30 protein-coding genes are annotated in these 25,926 nt (G+C 68.9%); 10 read left to right on the plus strand and 20 right to left on the minus strand.

From position 1 onward, the window contains the following. Window positions 1–29: 29 nt before the first annotated feature. Window positions 30–779, plus strand: coding sequence for a class I SAM-dependent methyltransferase (locus tag ACYVIO_RS29410; RefSeq protein WP_460654160.1), 750 nt, complete (start codon window positions 30–32; stop codon window positions 777–779). Here the strand turns inward: ACYVIO_RS29410 and ACYVIO_RS29415 are convergent. From ACYVIO_RS29415 to ACYVIO_RS29440, 6 genes are all read right to left on the minus strand, one after another. Beyond that, on the minus strand, window positions 762–1,628 hold the full coding sequence (locus ACYVIO_RS29415) for an NAD(P)-dependent oxidoreductase (protein ID WP_460654161.1): 867 nt from the start codon (window positions 1,626–1,628) through the stop codon (window positions 762–764). The two genes, ACYVIO_RS29410 and ACYVIO_RS29415, sit on opposite strands and share 18 nt — an antisense overlap. After that, the gene (locus ACYVIO_RS29420; RefSeq protein WP_460654162.1) at window positions 1,628–2,779 is read right to left on the minus strand and encodes a Ppx/GppA phosphatase family protein; all 1,152 of its coding nucleotides are present in this window, start codon (window positions 2,777–2,779) and stop codon (window positions 1,628–1,630) included. The genes ACYVIO_RS29415 and ACYVIO_RS29420 overlap by 1 nt, the downstream gene beginning before the upstream one ends. Next, complete coding sequence (locus tag ACYVIO_RS29425; RefSeq protein ID WP_460654163.1) at window positions 2,772–3,254, minus strand: DUF501 domain-containing protein; 483 nt, start codon at window positions 3,252–3,254, stop codon at window positions 2,772–2,774. The genes ACYVIO_RS29420 and ACYVIO_RS29425 overlap by 8 nt, the downstream gene beginning before the upstream one ends. Further along, window positions 3,251–3,859 (minus strand): FtsB family cell division protein, encoded by a 609-nt coding sequence (locus ACYVIO_RS29430; RefSeq protein ID WP_460654164.1) that lies wholly within the window; start codon window positions 3,857–3,859, stop codon window positions 3,251–3,253. The genes ACYVIO_RS29425 and ACYVIO_RS29430 overlap by 4 nt, the downstream gene beginning before the upstream one ends. Before the next feature lie 4 nt (window positions 3,860–3,863). Continuing rightward, complete coding sequence (gene eno / locus ACYVIO_RS29435; protein ID WP_425834300.1) at window positions 3,864–5,144, minus strand: phosphopyruvate hydratase; 1,281 nt, start codon at window positions 5,142–5,144, stop codon at window positions 3,864–3,866. Between the two features lie 468 nt (window positions 5,145–5,612). Beyond that, window positions 5,613–6,368: a class I SAM-dependent methyltransferase gene (locus tag ACYVIO_RS29440; protein ID WP_460654165.1), complete on the minus strand. Its 756-nt coding sequence runs from the start codon at window positions 6,366–6,368 to the stop codon at window positions 5,613–5,615. A gap of 131 nt (window positions 6,369–6,499) precedes the next feature. Here ACYVIO_RS29440 and ACYVIO_RS29445 point away from each other — a divergent pair, with 131 nt between their 5' ends. Then, entirely contained in the window at window positions 6,500–6,724 is a 225-nt protein-coding gene (locus ACYVIO_RS29445) for a hypothetical protein (protein ID WP_460654166.1), read from the plus strand. A 9-nt stretch (window positions 6,725–6,733) separates the two neighbouring features. On the opposite strand, the gene ACYVIO_RS29450 is transcribed toward ACYVIO_RS29445, so the two are convergent. Beyond that, window positions 6,734–7,132 (minus strand): VOC family protein, encoded by a 399-nt coding sequence (locus tag ACYVIO_RS29450; RefSeq protein ID WP_460654167.1) that lies wholly within the window; start codon window positions 7,130–7,132, stop codon window positions 6,734–6,736. Window positions 7,133–7,216: 84 nt separating this feature from the next. Here ACYVIO_RS29450 and ACYVIO_RS29455 point away from each other — a divergent pair, with 84 nt between their 5' ends. Then, window positions 7,217–7,651 (plus strand): MarR family winged helix-turn-helix transcriptional regulator, encoded by a 435-nt coding sequence (locus ACYVIO_RS29455; RefSeq protein WP_460654168.1) that lies wholly within the window; start codon window positions 7,217–7,219, stop codon window positions 7,649–7,651. A gap of 42 nt (window positions 7,652–7,693) precedes the next feature. After that, entirely contained in the window at window positions 7,694–8,170 is a 477-nt protein-coding gene (locus ACYVIO_RS29460; RefSeq protein ID WP_460654169.1) for an NUDIX domain-containing protein, read from the plus strand. Here ACYVIO_RS29460 and ACYVIO_RS29465 read toward each other — a convergent pair. Then, complete coding sequence (locus tag ACYVIO_RS29465; protein ID WP_460654170.1) at window positions 8,141–8,743, minus strand: DUF642 domain-containing protein; 603 nt, start codon at window positions 8,741–8,743, stop codon at window positions 8,141–8,143. The genes ACYVIO_RS29460 and ACYVIO_RS29465 overlap by 30 nt on opposite strands. Before the next feature lie 288 nt (window positions 8,744–9,031). Here ACYVIO_RS29465 and ACYVIO_RS29470 point away from each other — a divergent pair, with 288 nt between their 5' ends. The 3 genes from ACYVIO_RS29470 (at window position 9,032) to ACYVIO_RS29480 (ending at window position 11,029) form a co-directional block, all read left to right on the plus strand. After that, window positions 9,032–10,165, plus strand: a complete 1,134-nt coding sequence (locus ACYVIO_RS29470) for a phosphotransferase enzyme family protein (protein ID WP_460654171.1) — start codon at window positions 9,032–9,034, stop codon at window positions 10,163–10,165. Between the two features lie 109 nt (window positions 10,166–10,274). Beyond that, window positions 10,275–10,736, plus strand: a complete 462-nt coding sequence (locus ACYVIO_RS29475) for a hypothetical protein (RefSeq protein ID WP_460654172.1) — start codon at window positions 10,275–10,277, stop codon at window positions 10,734–10,736. Then, window positions 10,733–11,029, plus strand: coding sequence for a transcriptional regulator (locus tag ACYVIO_RS29480; protein ID WP_460654173.1), 297 nt, complete (start codon window positions 10,733–10,735; stop codon window positions 11,027–11,029). Before ACYVIO_RS29475 ends, ACYVIO_RS29480 begins: the two co-directional genes overlap by 4 nt. On the opposite strand, the gene ACYVIO_RS29485 is transcribed toward ACYVIO_RS29480, so the two are convergent. The 8 genes from ACYVIO_RS29485 to ACYVIO_RS29520 form a co-directional block, all read right to left on the minus strand. Further along, a complete protein-coding gene (locus ACYVIO_RS29485; protein ID WP_460654174.1) occupies window positions 11,015–11,203 on the minus strand; it encodes a hypothetical protein in 189 nt (62 codons plus the stop codon). The genes ACYVIO_RS29480 and ACYVIO_RS29485 overlap by 15 nt on opposite strands. A gap of 12 nt (window positions 11,204–11,215) precedes the next feature. Then, entirely contained in the window at window positions 11,216–11,545 is a 330-nt protein-coding gene (locus ACYVIO_RS29490; RefSeq protein WP_460654175.1) for an ArsR/SmtB family transcription factor, read from the minus strand. Further along, entirely contained in the window at window positions 11,535–11,951 is a 417-nt protein-coding gene (locus ACYVIO_RS29495; protein WP_460654176.1) for an SRPBCC domain-containing protein, read from the minus strand. The genes ACYVIO_RS29490 and ACYVIO_RS29495 overlap by 11 nt, the downstream gene beginning before the upstream one ends. A gap of 61 nt (window positions 11,952–12,012) precedes the next feature. Beyond that, on the minus strand, window positions 12,013–12,990 hold the full coding sequence (locus ACYVIO_RS29500) for a nucleoside triphosphate pyrophosphohydrolase (RefSeq protein ID WP_460654177.1): 978 nt from the start codon (window positions 12,988–12,990) through the stop codon (window positions 12,013–12,015). 2 nt (window positions 12,991–12,992) lie between these two features. After that, complete coding sequence (locus ACYVIO_RS29505; RefSeq protein ID WP_460654178.1) at window positions 12,993–13,628, minus strand: SurA N-terminal domain-containing protein; 636 nt, start codon at window positions 13,626–13,628, stop codon at window positions 12,993–12,995. 25 nt (window positions 13,629–13,653) lie between these two features. Continuing rightward, on the minus strand, window positions 13,654–17,292 hold the full coding sequence (gene mfd, locus ACYVIO_RS29510) for a transcription-repair coupling factor (protein WP_460654179.1): 3,639 nt from the start codon (window positions 17,290–17,292) through the stop codon (window positions 13,654–13,656). Then, on the minus strand, window positions 17,289–17,864 hold the full coding sequence (pth, locus tag ACYVIO_RS29515; RefSeq protein WP_460654180.1) for an aminoacyl-tRNA hydrolase: 576 nt from the start codon (window positions 17,862–17,864) through the stop codon (window positions 17,289–17,291). The genes mfd and pth overlap by 4 nt, the downstream gene beginning before the upstream one ends. A 45-nt stretch (window positions 17,865–17,909) precedes the next feature. After that, window positions 17,910–18,557: a 50S ribosomal protein L25/general stress protein Ctc gene (locus ACYVIO_RS29520; protein WP_460654181.1), complete on the minus strand. Its 648-nt coding sequence runs from the start codon at window positions 18,555–18,557 to the stop codon at window positions 17,910–17,912. Between the two features lie 283 nt (window positions 18,558–18,840). On the opposite strand from ACYVIO_RS29520, the gene ACYVIO_RS29525 reads away from it, so the two are divergent. After that, a complete protein-coding gene (locus ACYVIO_RS29525) occupies window positions 18,841–19,707 on the plus strand; it encodes a cobalamin-binding protein (RefSeq protein ID WP_460654182.1) in 867 nt (288 codons plus the stop codon). Window positions 19,708–19,717: 10 nt separating this feature from the next. Further along, window positions 19,718–20,347 carry a hypothetical protein gene (locus ACYVIO_RS29530; RefSeq protein WP_460654183.1) on the plus strand — a complete coding sequence of 210 codons (630 nt, stop codon included), beginning with the start codon at window positions 19,718–19,720 and terminating at the stop codon, window positions 20,345–20,347. Here ACYVIO_RS29530 and ACYVIO_RS29535 read toward each other — a convergent pair. From ACYVIO_RS29535 to ACYVIO_RS29545, 3 genes are all read right to left on the minus strand, one after another. Continuing rightward, a complete protein-coding gene (locus tag ACYVIO_RS29535) occupies window positions 20,332–21,096 on the minus strand; it encodes a DUF1932 domain-containing protein (RefSeq protein WP_460654184.1) in 765 nt (254 codons plus the stop codon). The genes ACYVIO_RS29530 and ACYVIO_RS29535 overlap by 16 nt on opposite strands. Before the next feature lie 25 nt (window positions 21,097–21,121). After that, window positions 21,122–21,763: a response regulator transcription factor gene (locus ACYVIO_RS29540; protein ID WP_460654185.1), complete on the minus strand. Its 642-nt coding sequence runs from the start codon at window positions 21,761–21,763 to the stop codon at window positions 21,122–21,124. Window positions 21,764–22,118: 355 nt separating this feature from the next. Next, window positions 22,119–24,059, minus strand: a complete 1,941-nt coding sequence (locus tag ACYVIO_RS29545) for a histidine kinase (RefSeq protein ID WP_460654186.1) — start codon at window positions 24,057–24,059, stop codon at window positions 22,119–22,121. Between the two features lie 142 nt (window positions 24,060–24,201). Between ACYVIO_RS29545 and ACYVIO_RS29550 the strand changes: the two genes are divergently transcribed. Continuing rightward, window positions 24,202–24,876: a hypothetical protein gene (locus ACYVIO_RS29550; protein ID WP_460654187.1), complete on the plus strand. Its 675-nt coding sequence runs from the start codon at window positions 24,202–24,204 to the stop codon at window positions 24,874–24,876. A 57-nt stretch (window positions 24,877–24,933) separates the two neighbouring features. On the opposite strand, the gene ACYVIO_RS29555 is transcribed toward ACYVIO_RS29550, so the two are convergent. Continuing rightward, on the minus strand, window positions 24,934–25,914 hold the full coding sequence (locus ACYVIO_RS29555; RefSeq protein WP_460654188.1) for a ribose-phosphate diphosphokinase: 981 nt from the start codon (window positions 25,912–25,914) through the stop codon (window positions 24,934–24,936). Between the last annotated feature and the right edge of the window lie 12 nt (window positions 25,915–25,926).

Below are 25,926 nucleotides of genomic sequence, written 5' to 3' on the forward strand. Positions count from 1 at the left end.
CCCGCGGCCCACAGGGGATGATCGGCGGCGTGGACACAGATGTCGCGCGGAACAGAGTTGTGTGGGAACAGGCCTCTCAGAAGCATGTGCGCGAGTACGACGAACTGCTGGCGGAGGCGTCGCGGCACGAGTCGCTGAACGCTGACGAGCTGAGACTGCTCGAGCCGGTACTGCGGGAGCGGCCTGTCGTCGTGCATCTGCAGAGCGGGCACGGCCTGGACGACGTGGACCTGGTTGCCGCAGGAGCGAGTCGGGTTGTGGCGGTCGACTACAGCGTGACCGCGGCGTCGGCGGCTCAGCGGCGGGCGCGGGAGCTCGGCGTACCGGCGTACTACGTGGCGGCCGAAGTGCCTGGGGTTCCGTTGAAACCGGGGGTGGCTGATCTGGTCTACACGGGCAAGGGCGCGCTGATCTGGATGCGGGACATCGATGCTTGGGCGCGGGGCGTGTCGACGCTGCTGAAGCCTGGTGGGCACTTGTTCGTGTACGAGGCGCATCCGGCGGTTCCGCTGTGGGTGTGGGACGAGGAGAAGGCCGGGATTCGGTCTGATCGGAGCTACTTCGCGGCGTCGCATATCAACGACACGTTTCCGGCGAACGGTGCGCAGGAGTGGCAGTGGACGCTCGGGCAGATCATCACGGCTGTTGTCGCGGCGGGGCTGGAGATTCGGGTGCTCGAGGAGTATGCGGAGCCGTTCTGGAAGCCGGTCGGGCAGGAGGCTGCTGTCTGGGAAGGGCAACTGCCGAACTCGTTTTCCCTGCTAGCCCGAAAGGCGTGAGCCGGCCTGTTCTTCGAGCCAGGCGGGGCCGAGTAGTTCGCCGTCGATCGGGCCGAAGTGGTCGAGGGCGGCTCGGTGGAGGTCTGCCACGGCGGTGGTGATGGGGTGCGGGAGGCCTACCGGGGCTGCGTTTTCGACCGCGTTGAGTTCCTCGACGCAGCGGTCGAGGCCGAAGTCGGGGAGGTAGTTCCCGGCCAGGAGCGCGGGCAGGTGGCGCTGGGCGAAGGCGCTGTCGCCGGCGCTGCCTTTCAGGATTTCGGCGAAAGCGGCCGGGGACTGGCCGTGGTTTTGGGCCAGGAGGAGGGCTTCGGTGGTGAGGGTGGCTTGGCCGAACCACAGGAGGTTGATGAGGAGCTTGGTGAGGTAGCCCGTGCCGTGGTCGCCGGTGTGGTGGATGGTGGTCGCGAAGGTGCGGAGGATGGGGGTCGCGGCCTCGAGCACCTCGGGAGCGCCTCCGGCGTACAGGGTGAGGGTGCCTGAGCGCATGCCGTCGATTCCACCGCCCAGCGGGGATTCCAGGTAGGAAACCCCTGCAATTGCAGCGATTTGGGCCGCGGCCTTGCCCAGCTCAGGGGATGCGCTCGTGAGGTCGATCCAGAGTGTGCCAGGGCTCAGCTCGGTGAGAAAGGGGCCCTGGACAAGGGCTTCCAGTTCAGGCGTGCCGGGCAGGACGGTCAGGACGACCTCGGCGTTGGAGAGGTCCGGCGACCAGCGGGCGCCGGCTGCTTCAACGGCTGGGCGGCGATCAGGGCGGAGGTCGGTACCGACGACCTCGTGGCCTGCGGCAACCAATCGCTCGATCAGCGGAGTGCCGATCCGGCCGGCTCCGACGACCGCGACCGAAGTCATCAGCGGCCGAGGGCCAGGGCGACGCCGTCGAGGATGTCGTGCTCGGAGACGACGACCTCGTCGCGGGTCAGCGTGAGCCGGTCGTACAGGCGTTGCAGGATCAGCGCACCGGCGCCGATCACGTCGACGCGGCCCGGGTGGATGGCCGGCTCGACCGTGCGCTGGACGCGGGTCGAGCCCATCAGCCAGGACGTCGTGTCGAGCAGCAGCGGGCCTTCGATCCGAGCGTGGTGGATGACCGTGGGGTCGTACTCGGTGAGCTTCAGCGCCACGGCCGCAACCGTCGTGACGGTCCCGGCGACGCCGATCAGAGTGCGGGCCTGATGCAACGGAACCGTCGTGGAGTCGAGCAGGTCGTCGACGTCCTTGGTCGCGGCGGCCATCTCGGGGATCGTCGACGGGTCGGACGGCAGGTGGCGCTCGGTCATCCGGACCGAGCCCATGTCGAGCGACTGCGCCGCGATCACGCCGGACTCGTCGCCGAGGACGAGCTCGGTGGAGCCGCCGCCGATGTCGGCGACGAGGTACGGGCCCGGTACGTCGAGGTCGGCGAGGCCCGCGGTCGCGCCCTGGAAGCTGAGCGCCGCCTCCTCGTCGCCGGAGATGATGTCCGGGTCGACGCCGAAGCGTTCGCGGATCCCGGCGAAGAACTCGTCGCGGTTGCTCACGTCGCGCGCGGCCGAGGTCGCGACGAAGCGGATCCGCTCGGCGCCTGCCCGGCGTACGAGCGCTGCGTACTCGTCGGACGCCGCGAAGGCTCGCTCAAGAGCCTCGGGAGCGAAGGCGCCGGTGGAGTCGACGCCCTGACCGAGCCGTACGACGGTCATCCGCCGGTCGAGCTCGGTCAGCTTGCCGTCGGCAACATCCGCGATCAGCAGTCGGAGCGAATTGGTGCCGCAGTCAACGGCTGCGACGCGGACAGCGCCGGCCGCGGGGGCCGGGAAGTCGATTTCGGGGCTCCGCCCCATCGCCTCGGCCGAACCGATCACGTCGGGCTGACCGGACAGGTCCTCCGGCTGAACCGGCGAGGTCGGGGCGCCCGACGCGCTCGGCGCAGCAGCCGACGACGTCACGGCAGCTCCCCCGGCCAACTCCGGCGACTCCCCCGACTCCGGCGTACCAGCGTCCTCCGACCCCGGCTGGTCAGACACAAGGACCTCGGCGGCCCCAGTCCTCCAGGGACTTCAGGGCCTCGTCACCCAGCGGGTTCACGCCAGGCCCGGCGGCCAGCGAGTGACCGATCAGCACATGCAAGCACTTGACCCGCGTCGGCATGCCGCCCGCGGTGATGCCGGCGATCTCCTCGACGTGCTCGATCGACTCGCGGTGCGCCAGGTACGACTCGTGGGCGGCCCGGTACGACGCCGCCAGCTCCTCGTCCGTGCCGAGGCGCTCGGTCATCTCCTTCATCATGCCCTCGGCCTCGAGCGTGCCGATCGCGGACGCGAGCCGCGGGCACGTCACGTAGTACGTCGTCGGGAACGGCGTACCGTCCGGCAGCCGCGGCTCGGTCTCGACCACGTCGGGGAGACCGCACGAGCAGCGGTGCGCGATGGAACGGATGCCACGCGCCTCACGCCCCAGCTGGGCGCTGACGGCGGCGGTGTCTTCGGGGGTGACGCTCAACGGTTGGCCTTCGGCGAGGGGGTCAGGATGGGCTTCGGGGTCGGTTTCGTCGCCGGCGGTTTCACCGGTACGGCGGGTTTGCCGGCGCCTTCGACGCTGCCCCAGAGCTTGGTGTACCAGGTCGGCTGCTGCACGTCGGCCTCCGCGTCGGCCGGTCCGACCGGCTCCGGAGGAGCGCCGATCGGTTTCCCGTCGGCTCCGATCACCCGGTACCCGACCTCACCCGGCATCACCCAGCCGAGTCGCTGCCGGGCCTGCGCCCGGACGTACGCGTCGTCGTCCCAGCGGGCGATCTCGTCGTTCAGCTGGTCGACGCGCTTCTCGCGGTCGCGGATCTCCTGCTGCAGCGCGGTGATCTGCTGGTGCTGGTCGAACCACACCCGCAGGCTCTGCGCGTACGACACGATCAGCGCGCCGAGCACGAGCAGGACCACCGCGGCCCGGCCGGTCAGGTTGCGCGAACCGCGCGTCCTGGGCGGCGGGGGCGGCGCTCCCGCCGTACGGCGTTTGGGCTGGGTGCCGTCCCGCCGGACCGGTGGCCGCGACTGGGTCCGGCTCGACGGACGCGAGCCGGGTCGGGCACCGGAATCCCGGCGGGACGACATCAGATCAGCCCTGGAACCGCGGGAAGGCCGAGCGGCCGGCGTACCGGGCCGCGTCGTCCAGCTCCTCCTCGATCCGGAGCAGCTGGTTGTACTTCGCGGTGCGGTCCGAGCGCGCCGGGGCGCCGGACTTGATCTGGCCGCAGTTGGTCGCGACGGCGAGGTCGGCGATCGTGGTGTCCTCGGTCTCGCCGGAGCGGTGCGACATCATGCAGGTGAAGCCGTTGCGGTGCGCCAGGTCGACGGCGTCCAGGGTCTCGCTGAGCGAGCCGATCTGGTTGACCTTGACCAGCAGCGAGTTCGCCGACTTCTCGGTGATGCCGCGCTGCAGCCGCTCGACGTTGGTGACGAACAGGTCGTCGCCGACGATCTGGGTCTTGTCACCGAGCTGGGCGCTGAGGTTCTTCCAGCCCTCCCAGTCCTCCTCGTTCAGCGGGTCCTCGATCGACACGATCGGGTACGCCGCCACCAGTTCGGCGTAGTACGCGATCATCTCGTCGGCCGACTTCTTGCCGCCCTCGAAGGCGTACACGCCGTCGGTGTGGAACTCGCTCGCGGCGACGTCCATCGCCAGCGCGATGTCGGTGCCGAGCTTCAGGCCGGCCTTCTCCACCGCGACGGCGATCAGGTCGAGCGCCTCACGGTTGCTGGCCAGGTTCGGCGCGAAGCCGCCCTCGTCGCCGAGGCCGGTGGACAGACCGCGCTCCTTCAGGACCGCCTTCAGCGCGTGGTAGACGCCGGCGCCCTGCATGAGGGCCTCCGCGTACGTCGCGGCGCCGATCGGCGCGATCATGAACTCCTGCACGTCGACGTTGCTGTCGGCGTGCGCACCGCCGTTCAGGATGTTCATCATCGGCACCGGCAGGACGTGCGCGTTCGGGCCTCCGACGTACCGGAACAGCGGCAGGCCGGCCGAGTCGGCGGCGGCCTTGGCGACCGCCAGGCTGACGCCGAGGATGGCGTTCGCGCCGAGCTTGGCCTTGTTCGGGGTGCCGTCCAGGTCGAGCAGGGCCTGGTCGATCAGCCGCTGCTCGTGGACGTCGTACCCGACGATCTCCTTGTCGATGTCCTCGAGAATGGCGGTGACGGCCTTCAGGACGCCCTTACCGCCGTACCGGGACTTGTCGCCGTCGCGAAGCTCGACGGCCTCGAACTGCCCGGTGGACGCGCCGGACGGCACTGCAGCCCGGGCGACGGTGTCGTCGTCGAGGAGAACCTCGACCTCGACAGTGGGGTTCCCGCGCGAGTCGAGAATCTCGCGGGCGCCGACGGCCTCGATGGTGGCCACATCTACTCCCAAGTCTTCAGATGACGGATCACCGCCGAGCCTAACGGTCAGACCAGCAGACAGGGTGGACCGCGTCACCTCCAACGATCCCATCCACACATCCGCTGCCCCGTCAGCAACACACCTTTACCTGTGTCACGCGGTCTTCTTCCCACGCGTGCTCCGCAGCCGCCTTCCGTCGCTGCGCTCCTCCAGGCAGCAGCTACGCACGACTCCCGCCCACCCTCCGGCTTGGCGCCGGCGGAGGCTGCCTGCTTGGCGCAGGCACTTGCCGGCTGGCGCCGGCGAGTGACGGGCTACCGCCCGCGAGTGCACGCTGGCGCGCGGTGACCACGCTGTGGCTGAGGCTGGCGTCGAAGCACAGGTAGTTTCGGGTCTGCAGCTCCGAAGGTGGACCCAGAAGCGCATTCACCTGCCGATGAAAGGGCGCAAGCCTCCTGCGACGGCCAGGGACTGTGAGCCCGCTGTCTAGACCTTGCTCGCCACCACCATGTAGTTCTCGGCCTCAGGGTTGTACGTGTTCGTTTCCGTCCGGAGTCCGACCTGGTGCAGCTCGGCGACGAGTTCGTCGTACCGGTAGGGCCAGCACGACAGCAGTTCCGAGCGGACATGAACCGGCCCAGCCGCATCAACTTGCGCGATCGCGATCTCGATGTGGTGCTCCTCCTCCCACTGTGACGCGATCTCCCAGCGGTAGATCACGACGGCATCGCGCCCGTTGCGGCGGACAAGACGGTCGCTGATGTCCAGCCGGGAACCTCTGGCCCTCACGAGTTCCCAGGTGCGGGAGGTGAGTACCAAGCGCCCGCCGGGGCGCAGAAGCCGTGACATCGACTGCAGGGCAGCAACCCTGCCGCTCGCGCCCACGGCATGGTGCAGCGAGTTGCCGACACAGAACACCATGTCGAAGGTGTCGTCGTCGAAATGGTCAGGCAACTCTTGCCAGTCCGCCCGCACTGTCCGGACAGGTGCGCTGAATTCCTCAGCCAACTCCGCCGTACGACGAACCATCTCTTCGCTGGCGTCAGTTGCGACCACCTGCAGGCCACGACCGGCGAGGCCGACCGCCAACTGTCCGGTTCCGCACGAACAATCGAGGACGTGAGCGTTCGGAGGCAGGAGACTGAGGACGTCGTCGAACGACGCAGCGAACTCGGCCGGCGCCAGCTTCGCATCCGAGATGAGCCACTCGTACACCTCGGCAAGCGCGTTATAGCTCGTCACAACAACTACCTCCGACACGGGGCAGACTCACGGTCGCCCATCAGTACACCAACGGAGCGAGCCGGTTCACCAATGGTTTTGCAGGCTAGTTCCGGCGAAGCTCCGACCCCCGCTCAAGCTACAACTTGGGTATGCGCGACTACCTGATGACGAAGGCTCCCTGGTGGCTTCTCGTGCTGGTCAACGGTGGCTTGTTCTTCGTCATCACTCTGATCTTCAGAGCCCTGGCTCCCTCGTTCGCGCCGGATTCGATCCTTGGAGCTGTGATCAGCAGCGTCTTCTTCGGCGTTTTCATCGCCACCTTGACCGCCGGGTCACGTCCCCGCCGAGGGTCAGGACCAACTGACCAGGACTGACAACCCTGTTCAGGCCGTCGCGGGTTCGTTGGTGACGAGTACGACGTTGCCGTCCGGGTCTTCGACCAGCGTCGCGTAGGGGCCGAGGAGATGTCCCGGGGCCGTGCGTCCGCTGTAGCCGGCGGAGGTGACCTTGTCCCACACGGCATCGACGGCTGCGTCGTCGTCGACGAAGAACTCCACGACCTGCTGGTATCCGGCGCCCTCGGGGCGGGTCCACGTCGGGTCGAAACGCAGAGCGGTCTCGTCGACGGTGATGATCATGGTGACGCCGTTGTCCATCCTGTAGATCGAGACCGGCCGCTCGGGAAGCGGATCGGGCACGTCGAGCCCGAGGAGGCGGTAGAAGTCGATCGATTTCCGGAGATCGCGCGCGTAGACGACGATCATTCCGAACCGGGTTCCCATAGGTTTGACTCCTTCTGACGAGCTTCAAATTGATGTACCTGGGTAGATAATCTACCACGGTAGATAGATGGGAGAGGAGTCCTTTTGACGAGTGATCTCGGCGCCGTGCTCAGCCGTCTGCTGGAAGTGGTCGTCGAGCGCGAGGCCCCGATCCTGAGCGCTCGCGAACTGACGATGTGGGAGTACGTCGTCCTGGTGTCGATCGCGGACGAGCCGGGGCTGAGCCAGAACGACCTCGCCCGCAAGAGCCGGCGCGATCCGACCCGCTTGATCCGCCACCTCGACGAACTGGCCGAACGCGGCCTGATCGTTCGTGACGTCGACCCCACCGACCGCCGCCGCCGCATCGTGAGCCTCACCGACAGCGGCTCCGCGCTGGTCCGCGCCACCCAGGAGGACATCCGCGCGATGGAGACGACGCTGCTGCGAGCACTCCCCCCGGCGGAGCAGGACAGGCTTCGCCGCTCGCTCACGGAAGCGCTGGGCGGCGCATTGGAATCACCGACAGCCCAGGACTGACGAGAGAGCTGGTATCACCAGATGTTGGAGTTCTGAGAGGCCGTGGCGAGACTCGCAGTGAAGCTGCTCCTGCTCGATGAAAGTGAACGCCTCCTGCTCATCCACGCCCAGGACCCGCAGACGCACGCGAAGTGCTGGTACCCCGTGGGCGGAGGCGTCGAGCCCGGGGAGACTCTGCAGGAGGCCGCAGCTCGTGAGGCCTTCGAAGAGACCGGCCTGGTCACCCTGCCGCCCGGCCGGCTCGTCTGGCAACGCGATCACACCTACGAGTTCAACGGCCGCGTCATGGACGTGCACGAGAAGTGGCTGATGCACGCAGTCGAGCATTTCGACCCCGAACCGGCTGAGCTGTCCGAGTACGAAGCCGAGAGCATCTTGGGGTTCCGGTGGTGGCACGCCGCGGAGTTGGTCGAAACGACCGAGACAGTCTTTCCGCCACAGCTCGGTCGCCTACTCCAGGACCTACTGGCCGAGGGCGTGCCTGCGACCTCAGGTGATTCGGTTGACGGTGGAAGCTGAGGCCGGGCACAGGATCAGCAGACAGCTCTCCACCTTGACGTCGTCGATCACGGCGCCCCAGATGGTCCCGGAGGTTCCGGCGAAGGCGAGGACCGAGGAGCTCGACAGCAGGTTCGTGAAGTAGAAGGTGCGGTAGACCCAGCCCATGTTCTGGTTGCTCCGGCCGGCGGTGTCGACGGCGATCGTGTCCACCTGGTGCCCGTTGACCGTGACCTTGCCGGTCTTGAGGGCCGGCGGGCCTTCGGTGTTGGCCGCCACGGCGTACGTGACCTTGTACGTCGTGAGGAGCTGCGCGGGCACGCTGCGCTCGATCGAGCCGTTGCCGTTGCCGTTGAGGTCGAGGGACTGGCGCCCCTCGGTCTGCTGCCAGTACGTGACGAGATCGACGCTGCCCGACGTGACGGACCAACCGCCGACCTGCGCGCCGGCGGGGAAGGTCTTGAACCCCGGAGAGATCGCCGGTTGCTCGAACCCGCCGGCGTAGATCGGTGCAGCCGCGGCTGGTGACGCGGTCAGGCCGACCAATACGGCGGACAGGGCCAGGAGCAACGTCGTACGACGGAACTTGGGCACAGCGGGCCTCCCCAGGCAGAAGGACGGACGGGTCCTTGCCCATCAGCGTACGGTCACCCTCTGCCACCGGCTGATCGCAACGGCGCGCCCACCTGCTGTTGACATCGCTTCGCGACCGTTAGCAGGATGGGGTCAGGCGTCGGCCGACGCCCAGCCCCTGAGGACCTGCCCCAGCAGGGTTCTTGACGAGGGCGAAGGGGAACCCGCCCTCAAGGCCAACTGCTGGTGTCCAGGCCTGTATCGAGTGTCGCGTCGCTGGGGGACGGAGACATGTCGAGGAGGCTTGTCATGACCAAGCAGGGCAGTTTCAAACGCGCCGTCCGCCAACGGGCCCGCGAGACCGGGCAGCGGTACACCCAGGCACTCGCCGATCTGGAACAGATCAACAGATCGCCGTTCGCGCAGACCCGCCCGTTCGAGCGTTCCGATCTCAAGACCCACCTCGAGACGCGGTACGGGATCCGGATCAGCTCGCTGGCACCGATCGACGACGACCCGGCCACGCGGCCGCGTGGTTCGTGGCCGGCCCACTACCAGTCGACGTTGCTCGTACGGCGAGAAGACGGCCCGCCCTGGATCGCCCGGGTGTTCTCGTCACCCGCGGACCAGGTCGCTCGCGTCGAGGGCGACGCGGAGATCCTGCGATTCCTGGCCGCGAACGACTTCCCCGCCGAACGGATCGCGCACGACGATCCGGTGTCGCGGTTCCACGACAGCGGCGTGATCGTGACCCGGTTCGTCAACGGCGGACGCCCGTCCGACGAGCACGGTCGCAGCGAGTCCGCCGACGTTGCACAGGAACTGGGCGACCTGCTGGGTCGATTGCACGCACTCCCCGCAGCAGGTGGCGCGGTCGCCCGAGACGGGGGCGCAGAGGAGGCCGACGGCGGCTTCTACACCGGCCGGCCGAAACAGGATCTCGCCGCGGCGATGAGCTTTCTGGTCCGTGTCGAGGACAAGGTGACCCCCGAGGGCCGGGAGAAGTTCGACTGGCTGCGCGAGCAGGTCGAGACCGCTGACGACGCCGAAGGGTTGCCCGAAGCGCTTACCCACGGCAACTACCACCTCTGGGCCGCCGTCGGCATCCCCGGCAGCCTCACGATCGTCGGCTGGGCAGGCTCCGGACGCGGGCCGCGACTCCCCGCACTCGCCTGGCTCCTGAGGACCACGGCCGAAGGCAACCCGGACAACATCGACGCCGTACTGCGCGGCTACCGCCAGCATGTCGAACTCACCGACGACGAGCTCCACAGGCTCCCCCGAATCCTGAACATGCGGGCACTCTGGCTGGCCTGCCTCGACTGTCAGATGGCGGTGAACAACGGCGACGCACCGCCCCTCAACGAGGGGTGGCTACACCCAGGAAGCATCGAGTACGCCGAACATCTGGCAGCGCGAGTTGTCGCAGCACTGAGCCGGTGATCTCCGGAGCCCACCGGCCGACCTGATCAGCCACCCCCGACCAGCACCTGGGCGGAGGTCGAAAGCTTTCTGCTTGCGAAAGTGGAAAGTGATCTCTAAGGTTGCCGACATGGAAAGTGATGCGCAGGAGCAGTTGCGGTTGCTCGAGCGGGCCGAGGCGGCGCCGTACGTCGATTATCCGAAGACTCCCTGGTGGTACTCGGTTGTCATCGGGCTGTGGGTGGCGGCAATGATCGGGACGTTCACCTGGTGGCGGGAGAACGCGCCGCTGTTCACGGCGTCGCTGGTCGGGCTGATCCTGCTGGAGCTGGCGTTCATCGTGTGGATGCAGCGGCGGCACGGCGCGATGCCGATGCCGGGGCGCGGCCGGCCGCCGGCGGAGATCGGTGCGATGTGGCGCAGGTACTTCGCGGGGATGGCCGCAACCGCCCTCATCACCGGGCTCATCTGGTGGCTGATCGGCATCCCAACAGCAGCCGCGACAGCATTCGTGCTCGCGACGGTCGGGCTCGTGATCTACGAACGCCAGTACGCCGTGGCGGCGGCGAAGGTCAAGGAGCGGCTGGCGTGATCCGCGGGCTCGACCCGGTCATCCACACGCCGAAGCGGCTGGCCGCGATGGCTGTGCTGGCGAACGCGCCGACGGCGTCGTTCCGGTTCCTGAAGGACTTCCTGGAGATCGCCGACTCGGACCTGTCCAAGCACATGTCCGCCTTGGAGGCGGCCGGCTACGTCAGCTCGACGAAGGACGGGCGGGGGCGCGGCGCGACGACGACGTACAAGCTGACGCGCGCCGGCCAGAAGGCCTACAACGCCCACCGAGACGCACTCCGCGCGCTGCTCGACGGCTCAGGACTCGAGTAGGACCGGACGCACCGCGGGATCGATCCGGACCGCGACGGCAGCCAGGAACCGAGCAGCAGCATGGCGTACGACGGGGCGCCGGCGCGGAGTCTCGAACACGACCGGCGCGTCCGGCAGGGCGGACCGGGACTGGTTGCGGGCGGCATCGATAACGGGTGAGGTGGGCATGAACATCGTGATCACTTCCTAGGTGTCGAGGTACTTGCGGAGGGCATCCAATCGGCCGTCCCAGTCGTTCGCCAGGGCCGCGAGGAACTGCTGGGCGACCTGGATCGGGGCGGAGTCGAGGCGGTAGCGGATCCGGCGGCGTTCGCCCGGTTCGGCGATCAGCAGGCCCGCTTCGGTCAGCAGGGTGAGGTGTTTGGCGATCGCCTGCCGAGTGATCGGTAGCCGGTCGGCCAGCTCGGTGGCCGTCGCGGGTCCGCGAGCGGCCAGCTCGGCAAGGATGCGGCGGCGGCTCGGGTCCGCGAGGGCGACGAAGACCCGTTCGGCGGCCGCCTCGGCGTCAGACGGCATCGAGGTACTCGACCAGTTCGGCGAGCTCACGCCCCCAGCCGTCCGAGTTCCCGCGGTACGCCGTACCGTCCGGCGCCTGGGCGAACCCGGTCTCGCTCACGGTCAGCCGCGTCCCGGCACCGACCGACTCGAGGCTGAACTCGACGTACGTCCGCCGCGGATCCTCGGCCGGCAGCCCGTCGATCGGCCAGGTGAAGGCGAAGACCGACGGCTCGTCGACGCGCTCCACGCGGAGATCGATGCTGTTGTCGGGCCACCACAGCCGGGCCGCTCCGCCCGGCCGCAGGTCGATCGAGGCCTGCTTGCCGAACCAGGTCCCGAGACCCTCGGCCGTGGTGATGGCCGCCCAGACCTTCGACGGCGGGTGGTCGAGCTCGAGGACGCGTTCGATGCGATCAGGAATCATAGATAGCAACCTTTCAGTTGCTATCCACGGTATGGCAACCAATCGGTTGCGTCAAGCGCGATCAGGCGGTCTCCGCGGACCGCACCTCCTCGGCCAGTTCCCGTACGGCGTTGCGCAGCGCCTGCTCGGGGTCGACACCGGCGGCCCGGGCCTGGCGGACGAGGTCGAGCAGCGCGGCGCCGACGGCATCCTCGTCGATGACCGGATTCTCGACAGCGGGAAGAACCTTGGAAGCCCGCGAGAGCACCTTGTCGGCCAGCGCCAGAGCGGGCAGCGCCACCGGAATGCCCTCCAGCACCGATGTCCGCTGCTTCTCGGCCGCCTTGATGGTCTCCCAGTTCGCCTCGACGTCGGCGACGCCGTCGACAGCGACGTCCGCGAACACGTGCGGGTGCCGCCGGATCAGCTTCTCGACGATCCCGGCCGCGACGTCGTCGATCGACCACGGCCCGTCGTCACCGTCCTCATCCGCGAGAGCCTCCTCCGCGATCCGGGAGTGGAAGGCGACCTGGAGCAGCAGATCGCCGAGTTCCTCCCGCAGATGCGTCGAGTCGCCGGTGTCGATCGCCTCGAGCGTCTCGTACGTCTCCTCGAGCAGGTACTTGGCCAGCGACTCGTGCGTCTGCTCCTGGTCCCACGGGCAGTTGCGGCGCAGCCGGTCCATCACCTGGACCAGGTCGATCAGCCGAGCGCCCGGTACGTCGTACGAGCCGTGCAAGATCTCGATCTCGTACGCCGGACGCGGCTCCCGCGCGAGCTGGTCGGCCACGAGCCGCAGCAACGCCGGCTCCCCGTCCTCACCCACCAGCCAGGCCACAGCCCGGCCCGCAGACGCAGCCGCGACCAGCCACGACCACTGCGCGTCCGCACCACCTTCGACCGACGCCACGACGAGCCCCGAGCCGACCACGGCCTGCACCGACGGGCTCTCCACGCCGGCCGCAGCGCCGATCACGTCGGCCTGCTCGAACGCCTGCCAGGCCGCGCGGGTCAGCAGACCCGGCGCGACCCGCGGGCTCGTCAGTACGACCTTGATCAAGGTCAGCCCTGGGGCTGCTGCTGCTGTTGCTGCTGTTGCTGCTGCTCGGCCGCCTCGCGCTTGGCCTTGGCCTGCGCGGACTCCTCCGACAGCGAGCCGGACACCTTGCCGTCGATCGCGCCGTCGGTCCACTTGCCGAACCGCGGCGAGACGTCGACCGTGATGTTCTTCGCGGCGTCCTTCACCACGACCAGGCCGGCCTGCTGGGCCTGCTGCACGTTCGGGTCGGTGATGCCGGTGCCGCCGCCGAGCTTGATCGTGCCGACCGCCGCCTTCGCGACGCCGCGCAGGAACTCCTCGGCCACCGGGTCGGCGACGAACTTGTCGTACGCCGCCTGATCGCCGACGACCGCCTTCATGGCGGGCGCGAGTTCGGCGTCGGTGACCGTGACCGAACGCTGGTTGGCGACCTGCTGGACCAGCGCGCTGTTCACCAGCTCGCTGAGCGCCAGCGACGCGGTGAACGGCTGGCCGAGCGCGGTGGTGACCGAGCGGGAGGTCTCGTCGACGTCGCCGACGGTGATCTCGGTCCCGCCCACCACAGCGGCCGCACCCGGGTGCGTCCCCGCGGCACAACCACCGAGCAGCAGTACCGAAGCCAGCGCGGCACCCGCCACATGTGCGAGTTTTCTGCTCAACGGACTCTCCTCCAGCTGGAACTCATCAGGCCTTCGCCCCCACGGGCTCGGCAATAACATCGTCGATCAGTCTGGCGCACCACTGCAGCAACTCCTGGTCGCGCAGCGGCTCACCGGCGACCGGCCGGGTGGCAGGTCTCGGCACCAGGATCGTACGCAGTTGCGGCTTGACCAGACTCTTCGGGTACAGCCTGTTCAGTCGCATGACCTTGGAATCGGGCAGCTCGACCGGCCCGAACCGGATCAGATTGCCCTGCAGGGTGACGTCGTGCAGCCCCGCGACCCGCGCGTGGTTGCGGAACTTCGCCACCTCGATCAGGTTCAGCACCGGCTGCGGGATGTCGCCGTACCGGTCGTGCAGCTCCTCGACCAGCTCCGCGATCCCGGCCTCGTCCCGTACGGCGGCCAGCCGCTGGTACATCTCCAGCCGCAGCCGCTGCGAGGGCACGTAGTCGTGCGGCAGGTGGGCGTCGATCGGCAGCTCGATCTTGACCTCGGGCTCCTCGGCCTGGGTGTCGCCGCGGTACTCCGCGACGGCCTCGCCGACCAGCCGGACGTACAGGTCGAAGCCGACGTCGGCGATGTGCCCGGACTGCTCGCCGCCGAGCAGGTTGCCGGCGCCGCGGATCTCCAGGTCCTTCATCGCCACCGCCATACCGCCGCCGAGATCGGCGTGCTGCGCGATCGTGGCGAGCCGGTCGTGCGCGGTCTCGGTGAGCGGCTTCTCCGGCGGGAAGAAGAAGTACGCGTACGCCCGCTCGCGTCCTCGGCCGACGCGGCCGCGGAGCTGGTGCAGCTGGGACAGGCCGAGCAGGTCGGCGCGCTCGACGATCATCGTGTTCGCGTTCGAGATGTCGATGCCGGACTCGACGATCGTCGTACAGACGATGACGTCGGACTGCTTCTCCCAGAAGCCCTGGATCACGTTCTCCAGGGTGTGCTCGTTCATCTGGCCGTGCGCGACACTCACCCGAGCCTCGGGCACCAGTTGACGGATCCGGGCGGCGGCCTTCTCGATCGTGTTGACCCGGTTGTGCACGACGAAGACCTGGCCCTCGCGGAGCAGCTCGCGCCGGATCGCGGCGGTGACCTGGCCTTCCTCGTACGCGCCGACGAAGGTCAGCACCGGGTGGCGCTCCTCCGGCGGGGTCGCGATCGTGGACATCTCGCGGATGCCGGTGATCGACATCTCCAGCGTGCGCGGGATCGGTGTCGCCGACATCGTCAGTACGTCGACCGCCGTACGGAGCCGCTTGAGCTGCTCCTTGTGCTCGACCCCGAAGCGCTGCTCCTCGTCGACCACGACCAGGCCGAGATCCTTGAACGCGACCTCGCCGCTGAACAGGCGGTGCGTCCCGATCACCACATCGACCGAGCCGTCGGCCAGCCCGTCGATCGTGGCCTTGGACTCCTTGTCGGTCTGGAACCGCGACAGCGGCGCGACGTTCACCGGGAACGCGGCGTACCGCTCGGCGAAGGTCGCGTAGTGCTGCTGGACCAGCAGCGTGGTCGGCACCAGGATGGCGACCTGCTTGCCGTCCTGGACCGCCTTGAACGCGGCCCGGACGGCGATCTCGGTCTTGCCGTAGCCGACGTCGCCACAGACGATCCGGTCCATCGGCATGACGCGTTCCATGTCGTGCTTGACGTCGTCGATCGTGGCCAGCTGGTCCGGCGTCTCGACGAACGGGAACGCGTCCTCGAGCTCGCGCTGCCAGGGGGTGTCCTTGGCGAACGCGTGCCCCTTGGTCGCCTGGCGCGCGGCGTACAGCTTGATCAGCTCGCCGGCGATCTGGCGGACCGCCTTGCGCGCGCGGCCCTTGCGCTTGGCCCAGTCGCCGCCGCCCATCTTGTCGAGCGTGGGCTGCTCGCCACCGACGTACCGGGTGACCTGGTCGAGCTGGTCGGTCGGCACGAACAGGCGGTCGCCGGGTTGACCGCGCTTGCTCGGCGCGAACTCGATCACGACGTACTCGCGGGTGGTCCGCTGGGTCCCCGTGCCGACCGTGCGCTGCATCATCTCGACGTACCGGCCGACGCCGTGCTGCTCGTGCACGACGAAGTCGCCCGGAGCGAGCTCCAGCGGGTCGACGGTCTTCTTCCGGCGGCTCGGCATCCGTTGCTGGGAACGGCGTCCGGCCGCCGAGCGCTGCCCGGCCAGGTCGTTCTCGGTGAGCACCGCGAACTTGATGCCTTCGGCAATGAACCCGTGCTCGAGCGCGCCCTGGGAGATCAGTACGACGCCCGGCTCGGGGATGCCGTCGATCGAGTCGACGGTCCGGGCCGGCAGCTCCGCCTCGGAGAACACCTCGGCCAGCCGCTGGGCCGGGCCGTGGCCCTCGGTGACGCAGACGACCCGCCAGCCGTCCCGCAGCCAGCCGCGCACGTCCTCGACGGCGGCCGCGGTCTCACCGCGGTACGGATCGACCTCGTGGGCCGCGATCTGCCGGCTGCGAACGGCACCCGAGTCGGTGTCGATGTCGAACGAGACCCGCGTGCCCATCGAGTCGCGCAGCTCGGGCTCGTCGGTCGGCGCGGCCGCGAACGGCGACAGGCTCCACCAGGCCAGCCCGCGATCGAGCGCCTGGGTCCGTACGTCGGCCAGCGACATGTACGCCGCGGCGCCCAGGTCGATCGGCGCCTCGCCTCCCCCGGCAGCCGCTGCCCAGGACGCCTCCAGGAACTCCTGGCTGGTCGCGACCAGGTCGTGCGCGCGGGCGCGAACCCGCTCGGGGTCGCTGACGACGACGTGGGTGCCTTCCGGCATCAGGTCGACCAGCAGCTCCATGTGGTCGACGAGGACGGGCGCGAGCGACTCCATCCCCTCGACCGCGTGACCCTCGGCGAGCTTCTCGAACAGCTCGGCCAGCTCCGGGTGCTCCTTGGCCAGTACGCCGGCGCGGGCGCGCACCTCGTCGGTCAGCAGCAGCTCGCGGCAGGGAGGAGCCCACAGGCCGTGCTCGGCGATCTCGAGCGAGCGCTGGTCGGCGACCGCGAAGTACCGGATCTCCTCGACGTCGTCGCCGAAGAAGTCGACCCGCAGCGGGTGCTCCTCGGTCGGCGGGAAGACGTCGATGATGCCGCCGCGGACCGCGAACTCACCACGCCGCTCGACCAGGTCGACCCGGCTGTACGCCGCACCGGCGAGCCGGGCGATCACGTCCTCCAGCTCCATGGAGTCGCCGACGTGCAGCTGGACCGGGCGCAGGTCGGCCAGACCGGCGACCTGCGGCTGCAGCACGGACCGGACCGGCGCGACCAGGATCTTGATCGGCCCGGTCGTCTCGTCGGACGGGTCCGGGTGCACCAGACGTCGCAGTACGGCGAGCCGCCGGCCGACGGTGTCGGACCGGGGCGACAGCCGCTCGTGCGGCAGCGTCTCCCAGGCCGGGTAGTAGGCGACCGAGCCGGGCTCGACCAGGCACTGCAGCGCCTCGGTCAGCTCCTCGGCCTCGCGGAACGTCGCGGTGACCGCGAGCACCGGGCGGTCGGCGCCGAGCCGCTGGGACGCGAGCGCGGCCAGCAGGACAGGACGGATCGAGCCGGGCGCGCTCAGGTCGAGCGTCGCGACGCCGGCGGTGCGGATGTCCTTGCGGGCGTCACCGATCGCGTCGGCGACCACCGGATCGGTGACGAGGGTGTCGACCAGACCGGCCAGTTTCACGAGTTGTACTTCCCTTGGGTCACTTCGAGGCCGTCAGCGAGCAATGACTCGATGGCGTCGGCGGTGCGGTCGAGCTCGAACGGGAGGTCCTTGCGCTCGGTGCTGGAGAACTCGTTCAGCACGAAGTCCGCCGGGCTCTGCCGGCCGGGCGGACGCCCGACCCCGAACCGCACTCGATGGTAGTCACCGGTGCCAACCGACTTGCGGATCGACTTCAGGCCGTTGTGCCCGTTGTCGCCGCCACCGAACTTGAGCCGCAGCGCGGCGAAGTCGATGTCCAGCTCGTCGTGCACGGCGACCAGGTTGACCGGCTCGACCTTGAAGAACTTGAGCAGCCCGGAGACCGGTCCGCCCGACTCGTTCATGAACGAGCGCGGCTTGGCCAGGATCGTCCGGTACCCGCTGAGCCGGGTCTCGATCACCTCGGCCTTGGCCTGCTTGTGCTGTTTCCAGCCGCCACCGACGCGGCCGGCCAGCTCGTCGACCACCATCTGGCCGACGTTGTGCCGCGTCTTGGCATAGGAAGGGCCGGGATTCCCCAGCCCGACGACCAACCACACGTCGTCCGCCACGGATCTCCCGGCCCTCTCCTGTTCGTTGCCTGTACGGCGTACTACTTACTCCGCAGCGGCGGCGACCGGCTCCTCGGCGGGAGCATCCGCCTCGTCCTTCTCGATGCCGGCTTCGGCCTCGGCCTCGGACAGCTCGGCGTCCAGCTGCTCGGCGGTCGCGGCGGCGGTGATGTTGACGATCAGCGTGTCCGGCTCGACGGCCAGCGTGGTGCCCGCGGGCAGCTTCAGGTCGGACGCGTGGATCTGGGCGCCGGCGTCCAGGCCCTCGATCGACACGGTGACGCCGTCGGGGATGTGGGTCGCCTCGGCCTCGACCAGGATGCTGGCGTTCTCCAGCACGACCAGGGTCTCGCTGACGGCCTCGCCCTCGAGGTGCACGGCGATGTCGACCTGGACCTTCTCACCGCGCTTGACGATGACCAGGTCGACGTGCTCGATGAAGCCCTTGATCGCGTCGCGCTGAACCTGCTTCGGCAGGGCCAGCAGGCTCTCGCTGCCCTCGACCTCGATCAGCAGCAGGGCGTTGGCGGTCTTCAGGGCCAGCATGGTGTCGTGACCGGGCAGCGTGATGTGCACCGGGTCCGTGCCATGGCCGTACAGAACGGCGGGGACCTTGCTTTCCCGGCGGATTCGGCGGGCAGCACCCTTGCCGAACTCCGTGCGCGACTCGGCTTGGATCTTGACCTCGGCCACGAGATGAACTCCCTCAAGCTTGTTGCGGTGATCTGTTGACTGGTGGTGGAACCGGTTGCAGAGCCTCAGCGGGCACGTCTTGACTCCGGAAAAGGCGTCAGGCAACGAACCACCGCGTCGATCACGGAGCCGCGCCCGCCTAGCACTTCTCACCGAGTCGAGCACTTCGACATCAAGCGCAGTCGGGGGGCGTCCCTCGCCGAGGCAACCAAAACAGTCTACCCACCACCCCGCCCAGACCGGAAATCCGGGTCCACCGTGCACCACGTATACCCTCGGCCCGGTGAACATCGTCTCGCTGCTGCCGTCGGCGACCGAGATCTGCTTCGCGCTGGGCGCCGGGGACGAGGTCCAGGGCGTGACGTTCGAGTGCGACTACCCCGCGGCGGCCCGCGAGCGGCGGATCGTCTCGACCACCAACCTCCCCGCCGGCCTCACGCCGGCGCAGATCGACGCCGCCGTCCGTGAGCGGACCGCCGCCGGCGAGGACCTCTACAAGCTCGACCGCGACGCCCTTCGCGCGATCGACCCGGACCTCGTCATCACCCAGGACCTGTGCGCCGTCTGCGCCATCGACGTCGACGACGTGGAAGAGGCGCTGTCCTACCTCGGCTGTCAGGCGAAGGTCGTCACGACCGACCCCCACGACCTCACCGAGGTCCTGGAGTCCATCGACCAGATCGCCCAGGCAATCGGTCGCCCGTCTACTCAGTTGGTAGAAGATCTCCGTCACAGGCTGTCGGAAGTACAAAAGCAACCTCACACAGGACAGAAGATGTTGGTTCTGGAGTGGACCGATCCGCCTTTCGCTCCCGGCCACTGGATTCCGGAGATGGTGGAAGTTGCCGGTGGAGTGAGCGTGCTGGGGTCCGCTGGGCTGCGCTCCGGGCGGACGACCTGGCCGGCTGTTGCTGCCGCTCGGCCTGAGGTTGTCGTGGTGGCGCCCTGCGGCTTCGGGCTGGACGACTCAGTGCGCCTGGGGAAGGACCTGATCGACCAAGGCCTGCTGCCCGACGTACCGGTGTGGGCTGTCGACGCGAACGGCTACTTCGCGCGTCCCGGCCCCCGTCTGGTGGACGGCGTGGAGGCCCTCGCCGGGATCCTTCGCGGTACGACGGTCGACCCCGAGGTGGCCCGGCAGATCCGTTAGTTTCGTCCGCGTGCTGATCACCCTGCTGGTTCTTGCCGCCGCCCTGGCCGCGCTCGCCGTCTGGGCGAAGGCCAAGCGCGAACGCTTCTTCACAGCGCGGACCCAGGCAGCCCTTGAGATCGGCTGGACCTCAGCACCGATGGACCCCGCGCTCGAGGGCGTCGCGAACCGCGTCCTCACCCCCGGCACCAACACCCGCCTGATCGCCGGCCAGTACGCCGGTTACGACTTCCGCGCCTTCGACCACTCCCACGCGACCAGCAGAACCAGTACGGCGACCAAGCTCCACCTCGTCGCCGTACTGCTCCCCGTGGTCCTCCCGTCGATCGCCGTCACCACCGACAACCCGATCGCCCGCACGCTCCGCGTCCCCGACCAGCAACTCGAGTCCGGCCACTTCAACGACACCTTCGCCGTCGAGTCGCCCAACCAGCGCTACGCCTCCGCCGTCGTCCACCCGCAGCTCATGGAGTGGATGCTCCAGCACCCCCACCTGCAGTGGTGGATCGACGGCCCGTACCTCGTCACCTGGGGCCTCCACTGGTGGACCGTCGACAGCGTGAGCGCCGCACTCGACGACCTCACCGCTGTCGCCCAGCAGATCCCGCCGTTCGTCCTGGCCGACTACCGGCTCAGCTGAGTCCACACCTCGCGCAACGCCCGCGCCGCGTCGCCTTCGAGCCCGGCCGCATCCAGTGTCTCAGCGAGCTCGTCGAACTCTGGACCCCATCGCCAAGCCACCGCCCGCAACTGCTCCGGTAGCTCCGGATCCTTCAACGACCCGCCGTCAGCCCGCGTGTGCTGCGCTGTCAACGCCTCGGTCACGCCGTGCTGGGCCGCCAGCTGAAACGCCAGCACGGCCAACGCCGCTTTCCCCTTGTTGTACAGCGCGTACGACGACTTCGCCGCACTCGCTGCGCCCGGCTCGGCGCCGACCACCATCGGCGTCACCAGAGTCCCCGCCCACAGCTCCGCCGCCTGCTCGGCGGCCTCGCCGGAGAGCATCAGGTGCGTGGGGCTCGGACCGCCGGTCGGCGGCGGACCGACCACACCTGCGTCCACAAACGTTGCCTTGGGCAACGCTTCCCGGACTCGCTGCAGGGACTTGGGCGACAGCGGGTTCGCCTCGACGTAGATCCCCGCGAACCCCGACCGACCCACCTCCTCGGCGATCGCGACCGCGCCCTGCGGCGCGCACGAACACAGCACCACCTCGGCGCCGCCCACCGCTTCGTCGTACGACGAACCGATCAGTCCCGCTGCCTCGGCGCGCGCGACCGACGCCGTACTGCGTCCTTCCGGCACCCAGTGCACCTCGTGCCCTGCCGCGACCAACTGCGCGGCGAGCTGCGACCCCATGGCTCCCGGATGGAAAACAGCGACCCGCATGTCAGCGGTGTCCTTTCTCGAGCGGTCAGTGCTCTCCAAGATAGGCGAGTACGGCGAGCACGCGGCGGTGCTGCTCGTCGTTCACCAGCAGCCCGAGCTTGCCGAGGATGCTGCCGATGTGGGTCTCCACGGTCCGCTCGGTCAGCCACAACCGTCGACTGATCCCCACGTTCGTGCACCCCTCGGCCATCAGCGCGAGCACCTCCCGCTCCCGCGCCGTCAACGCCGCCAGCCGATCCTCGGCCCGCGACCGCCCGATCAGACTCTCCACCACCTCCGGATCCAACGCCGACCCACCGGCGGCAACCCGCTCGAGCGCGTCGAGAAACTCGTCGACCGCCAGCACCCGATCCTTCAGCAAATACCCGAACCGCCCACCCGTCACCAGCTCGGTCGAGTGCCGCGTCTCCACATGCTGCGACAACAACACGATCGCCAGCTCCGGGTACAACCCCCGCAACCGCTTCGCGGCCCGCGCACCGTCGTCGGTCAAATCCGGCGGCATCCGCACATCGATGATCACCAACTCCGGAGACGTCTCGGCCACCGTCGTCACCAACAAGTCCGCATCCCCCGCCAACCCAACAATCTCGTGCCCCCCATCAACCAACAACCGAGCCAACCCCGCCCGAAACAAAGCAGAATCCTCCCCAATCACGATCCGCACGACGACCTCCTCGCCCGCGGCTGCGCCGCGAGCATCGGTGGGGAAAGAAGAGGAGGAGAGGAGGCCGCCCACCCCGGCTGGCTTCGCCGCCGGCCCACAGGCAAGCGCACCGCGGCGGCTCCGCGCTCGCCCGCCGTAGGCGCACCACCCCCCACCACCCGCACGACAACCCCGCGCTCCCCCAACACACGCGCAGCACCCCTCACCACCCGCACGACACCCCCGCGCTCCCCCAACACACGCGCAGCACCCCTCACCACCCGCACGACAACCCCGCGCTCGCCCGACGCGCGCTCAGGAGCTCTCACCACCCGCACGGCAACCTCGCGCTTGCTCGCCGTGCGGGCAGCACCCCTCACGATCCGCACGGCAGCACCACCTCTATCGCCGTTCCGGCGCCGACGGGGCTGTGCATCGTCAAGGAACCGCCCAGCGCCACCACTCGGTCGGTCAGACCACTCAACCCCGAGCCCGGTCTCGCTCGCGCTCCCCCACATCCGTCGTCCTCGACGCGGATGCGCACATCCTCCGGCGACCGAGTGACCTGTACGCCGATCCGCGTCGCCTGGGCGTACTTCGCCGCGTTGACCACCGCCTCGGCCGCCACGAAGTACGCCGTGGTGATCAACTGCTCGGGCAACTCATCCCCGACGACCTGCAACCGCACCGGGATCGGCAGGTTCCGCGTGATCGCCGCCAGCGCGGCCGGCAGCCCGTCGTCCAAGCTCGTCGGCCTCAACCCATGCGCGATCTGCCGCAACTCAGCCACCGCCGTAGCCAGCTCAGCAACCCCCTGGTCGAGCACCCCATCCACATCGACCGTCCCGTCAGCCAAATGCCGCTGCGCCAACCGCAGACTCATCCCCAGCGCGACCAACCGTTGCTGCGCCCCGTCATGCAGATCCCGCTCAAGCCGCCGCCGCTCAGCATCCCCGGCCTGCACGAGCCGAGCCCGGCTGGCCTCGACCTCCCGCAATGCCCCCGCCAACTCGGCCCGCAGCCGCGTGACCTCCACCAAACTCGCCGCCGCACTAGCAACCACCCGCAGTACGGCGGAACTCGCCCCCGCAAGAATCCCGATCTGCAACCCACCCAGCATCACCGGCACAACCTCACCACCCACCGGCTCCCCCGCCGCATCGACGAACCCAGCAGCCCCCGGCACCAGATACCCCACCCGCAGCGAGGGATCCCGCAACGCCTGCCGCAGCACGGATTCCAGCTCCTCCGGACTCCCCTCACCAGCGTGAATCCGATGCTGCAACTCGTCGATCGCCACCAACGCAGCCCGCCGCGGCGGATACAACCGTCGATCAACAACCCGCCGCAACCACGACCGCAACGGCGCCAGCACCAACGCACACACAGCCGTCGCCGACGCCGCGGCGACCGCCGATCCCCGCCCAACCACCAGCCCCAACGCGAGCGCCGACATCGCGTACGTCGCCAGCAACGCCACCAGCACGATCGCGTACGTGACCGCATCGGCGACCGCGCGATCCACGTCGTACAGGTCATGCCGCAGCACAGCTACCGCAACAGCCGCCGGCAAACTCACCAACGCCAGTACGCCGGTCACGGTCGCAACCGTCCCCGACTCCCCCGCCACCGCGATCTCCGCCAGACACACGAACGGGTAGCAGACCGCGACCACCCCGGCGATCGCCAACCACTTCACCTGCGCCCGCGGCCGCCCGCTCGACCGTCGGAACCTCACCACCACAGAAGCCGCCGCAACCAGCACCAACCCCAGGAAGACGCCGAACACAACCTCACTGAGCACCCGAAGCCCTAAAGGCAACGGTGCATACGGCCGCGCCCACCCCTCCAAAGGCGCCAAGAACGGCGCGGTCGCGAACGCCCCGAACACCTGCTGCCCAACACCGAGCACCACCAACCCGACCGGCACGACCCGCCACCGCGGACTGATCAGCCGCCCGTCCGGGAAGTAGAGCAACAGCAACGCCACCGCGACGAACAGCCACCACCCACTCTCGTCCAGCCAAGCAACCACCCGGCTGTCCAGCGGGAGTCGCCCCGGCTCAGCCACCACCATCTCGTAGTACGCCGACCGCACGGCCAGAAACGCAACCAGCGCGCCAATCACACACAGCAGAACCCCAACCACAGGCTCCCGCCGAGCGACCAGCAGACCGAGTACGGCGAGACCGGCCGCAAGCAGTCCGAGCGGCACCTGAGTCTCAGGCGAGGAGGCGAGCAGCAGCCAGCCACCGCCCACCAGCATCGTCGCCACGAGCAGGGAGGTGCCGACTGCGAGCCCCCACGGCCACCGCATGACGTCACTGTAAGTCGCGGCAGCGGAAAGCGGCTCCGAGTCAGCACGGAGATCTCTTCCCGTACCAGCGCGGATCCGTCGCCCCAGGCCTGGCGGCTTCCCTGGAGAGGTCAGATTTCCCCGTGGCTTTGGGAGGCCAACGATGTCCACCTCGACCATCAGGACAGAGCTCGGCAGCGACCCGGTCACCCGTCGTCGCGTCGGCATCGTCTCGCTCGTCCTAACCGTGACGGCGTTGGCCGCCGTACCGGGCGGCCTGCTGTGGCCCGAGCCCGCCGGCGGCGGCGAGACCTACACGTACGCCGACATCCAGCCGCTGCGGGACCGCTGGTGGGGACTGCTGGTGTTCCTCAGCGCGGCGCTGGTCCTCAACGTGCCGGCGCAGGCATTCGCGACCAGTCTGCTCGTACGGCGACGCGGAACCGCCTGGGCCACGACCGGCGGCGTACTGATGTGGATCGGCACAGCCCTGTACGCCGTGGGCGGCGCCGGTTGGGCCGCGTCGTACTACTTCGCGACGGCGCCCGGAGTCGATCCAGCGGCCGGTGCTTCGGTCATCGACCAGATGGCCGAGGACCCGCTGCACCTGTTCGCGCCGATGATCACCGGCGCACTGCTGGTCGCGATCGGCACGCTCGTCCAGACGGTCGGGCTGTGGCGCTCGCACGCCGTACCGCGCTGGATCCCGCTGGGTGCCGCGACGATCGCGTTCACGTTCATGGTCCCCGGGAACGGCGCGATCGGCCTGGTCACCGCGCTACCGATGACCGCCGCGGCCATCGGCATCGCGTACTACGCCTGGCGAGCCGTCCGATGATGTGGTCCCCGTGGCCCGTCCTGTTCTGGCCGGCGCACTGGGACCACAGCAACTCGGTCAGGCCCTGCCCTCGAAGAGGCTGGTCACCGATCCGTCCTCGAAGACCTCGCGGATCGCGCGGCTGATCAGCGGAGCGATCGACAGCTCGGTGAGCTTGTCGAACTTGCGGTCCTCCGAGATCGGCAGCGTGTTGGTGACGATCACCTCGCTGGCCTGGCAGTTCTTCAGCCGGTCGACCGCCGGGCCGGACAGGATCGCGTGGGTGGCCGCGATCACCACCCCGGCGGCGCCGTCGGCGTACAGAGCGTCGGCGGCCTTGGTGATCGTGCCGGCGGTGTCGATCATGTCGTCGACCAGGATGCAGACCCGGCCGGCCACCTCACCGACGACGCGGTTGGCGACGGTCTCGTTCGGCCGGTCGATGTCGCGGGTCTTGTGGATGAAGGCCAGCGGCGCGTTGTTCAGCCGGGCCGACCACTGCTCGGCGACCTTGATCCGGCCGGCGTCCGGCGAGACCACGGCGAGCTGCTGGTCGCCGTACTTCTCCCGCACGTAGTCGGACAGGATCGGCAGCGCCATCAGGTGGTCGACCGGTCCGTCGAAGAAGCCCTGGATCTGCGAGGTGTGCAGATCGACGCAGATCAGCCGGTTCGCGCCGGCGGTCTTGAACAGGTCGGCCATCAGCCGGGCCGAGATCGGCTCCCGGCCGCGGTGCTTCTTGTCCTGCCGGGCGTAGCCGTAGAACGGCAGGACCACGGTGATCCGCTTGGCCGACGCCCGCTTCAGCGCGTCGACCATGATCAGCTGCTCCATGATCCACTCGTTGATCGGCGAGGTGTGGCTCTGGATCACGAACGCGTCGCTGCCCCGGACCGACTCCTCGAACCGGACGTAGATCTCGCCGTTGGCGAAGTCGTACGCCGAGGTGGGCACCAGGCCGGAGCCGAGCTGCTCGGACACCTCCTCGGCCAGACCGGGATGGGCCCGGCCGGAGAAGACCATCAGGTTCTTCTCGGTGGTTCGCTTCATCCCGCTCATCGCCACTTGCCT

This window comes from Kribbella endophytica, assembly GCF_054781295.1.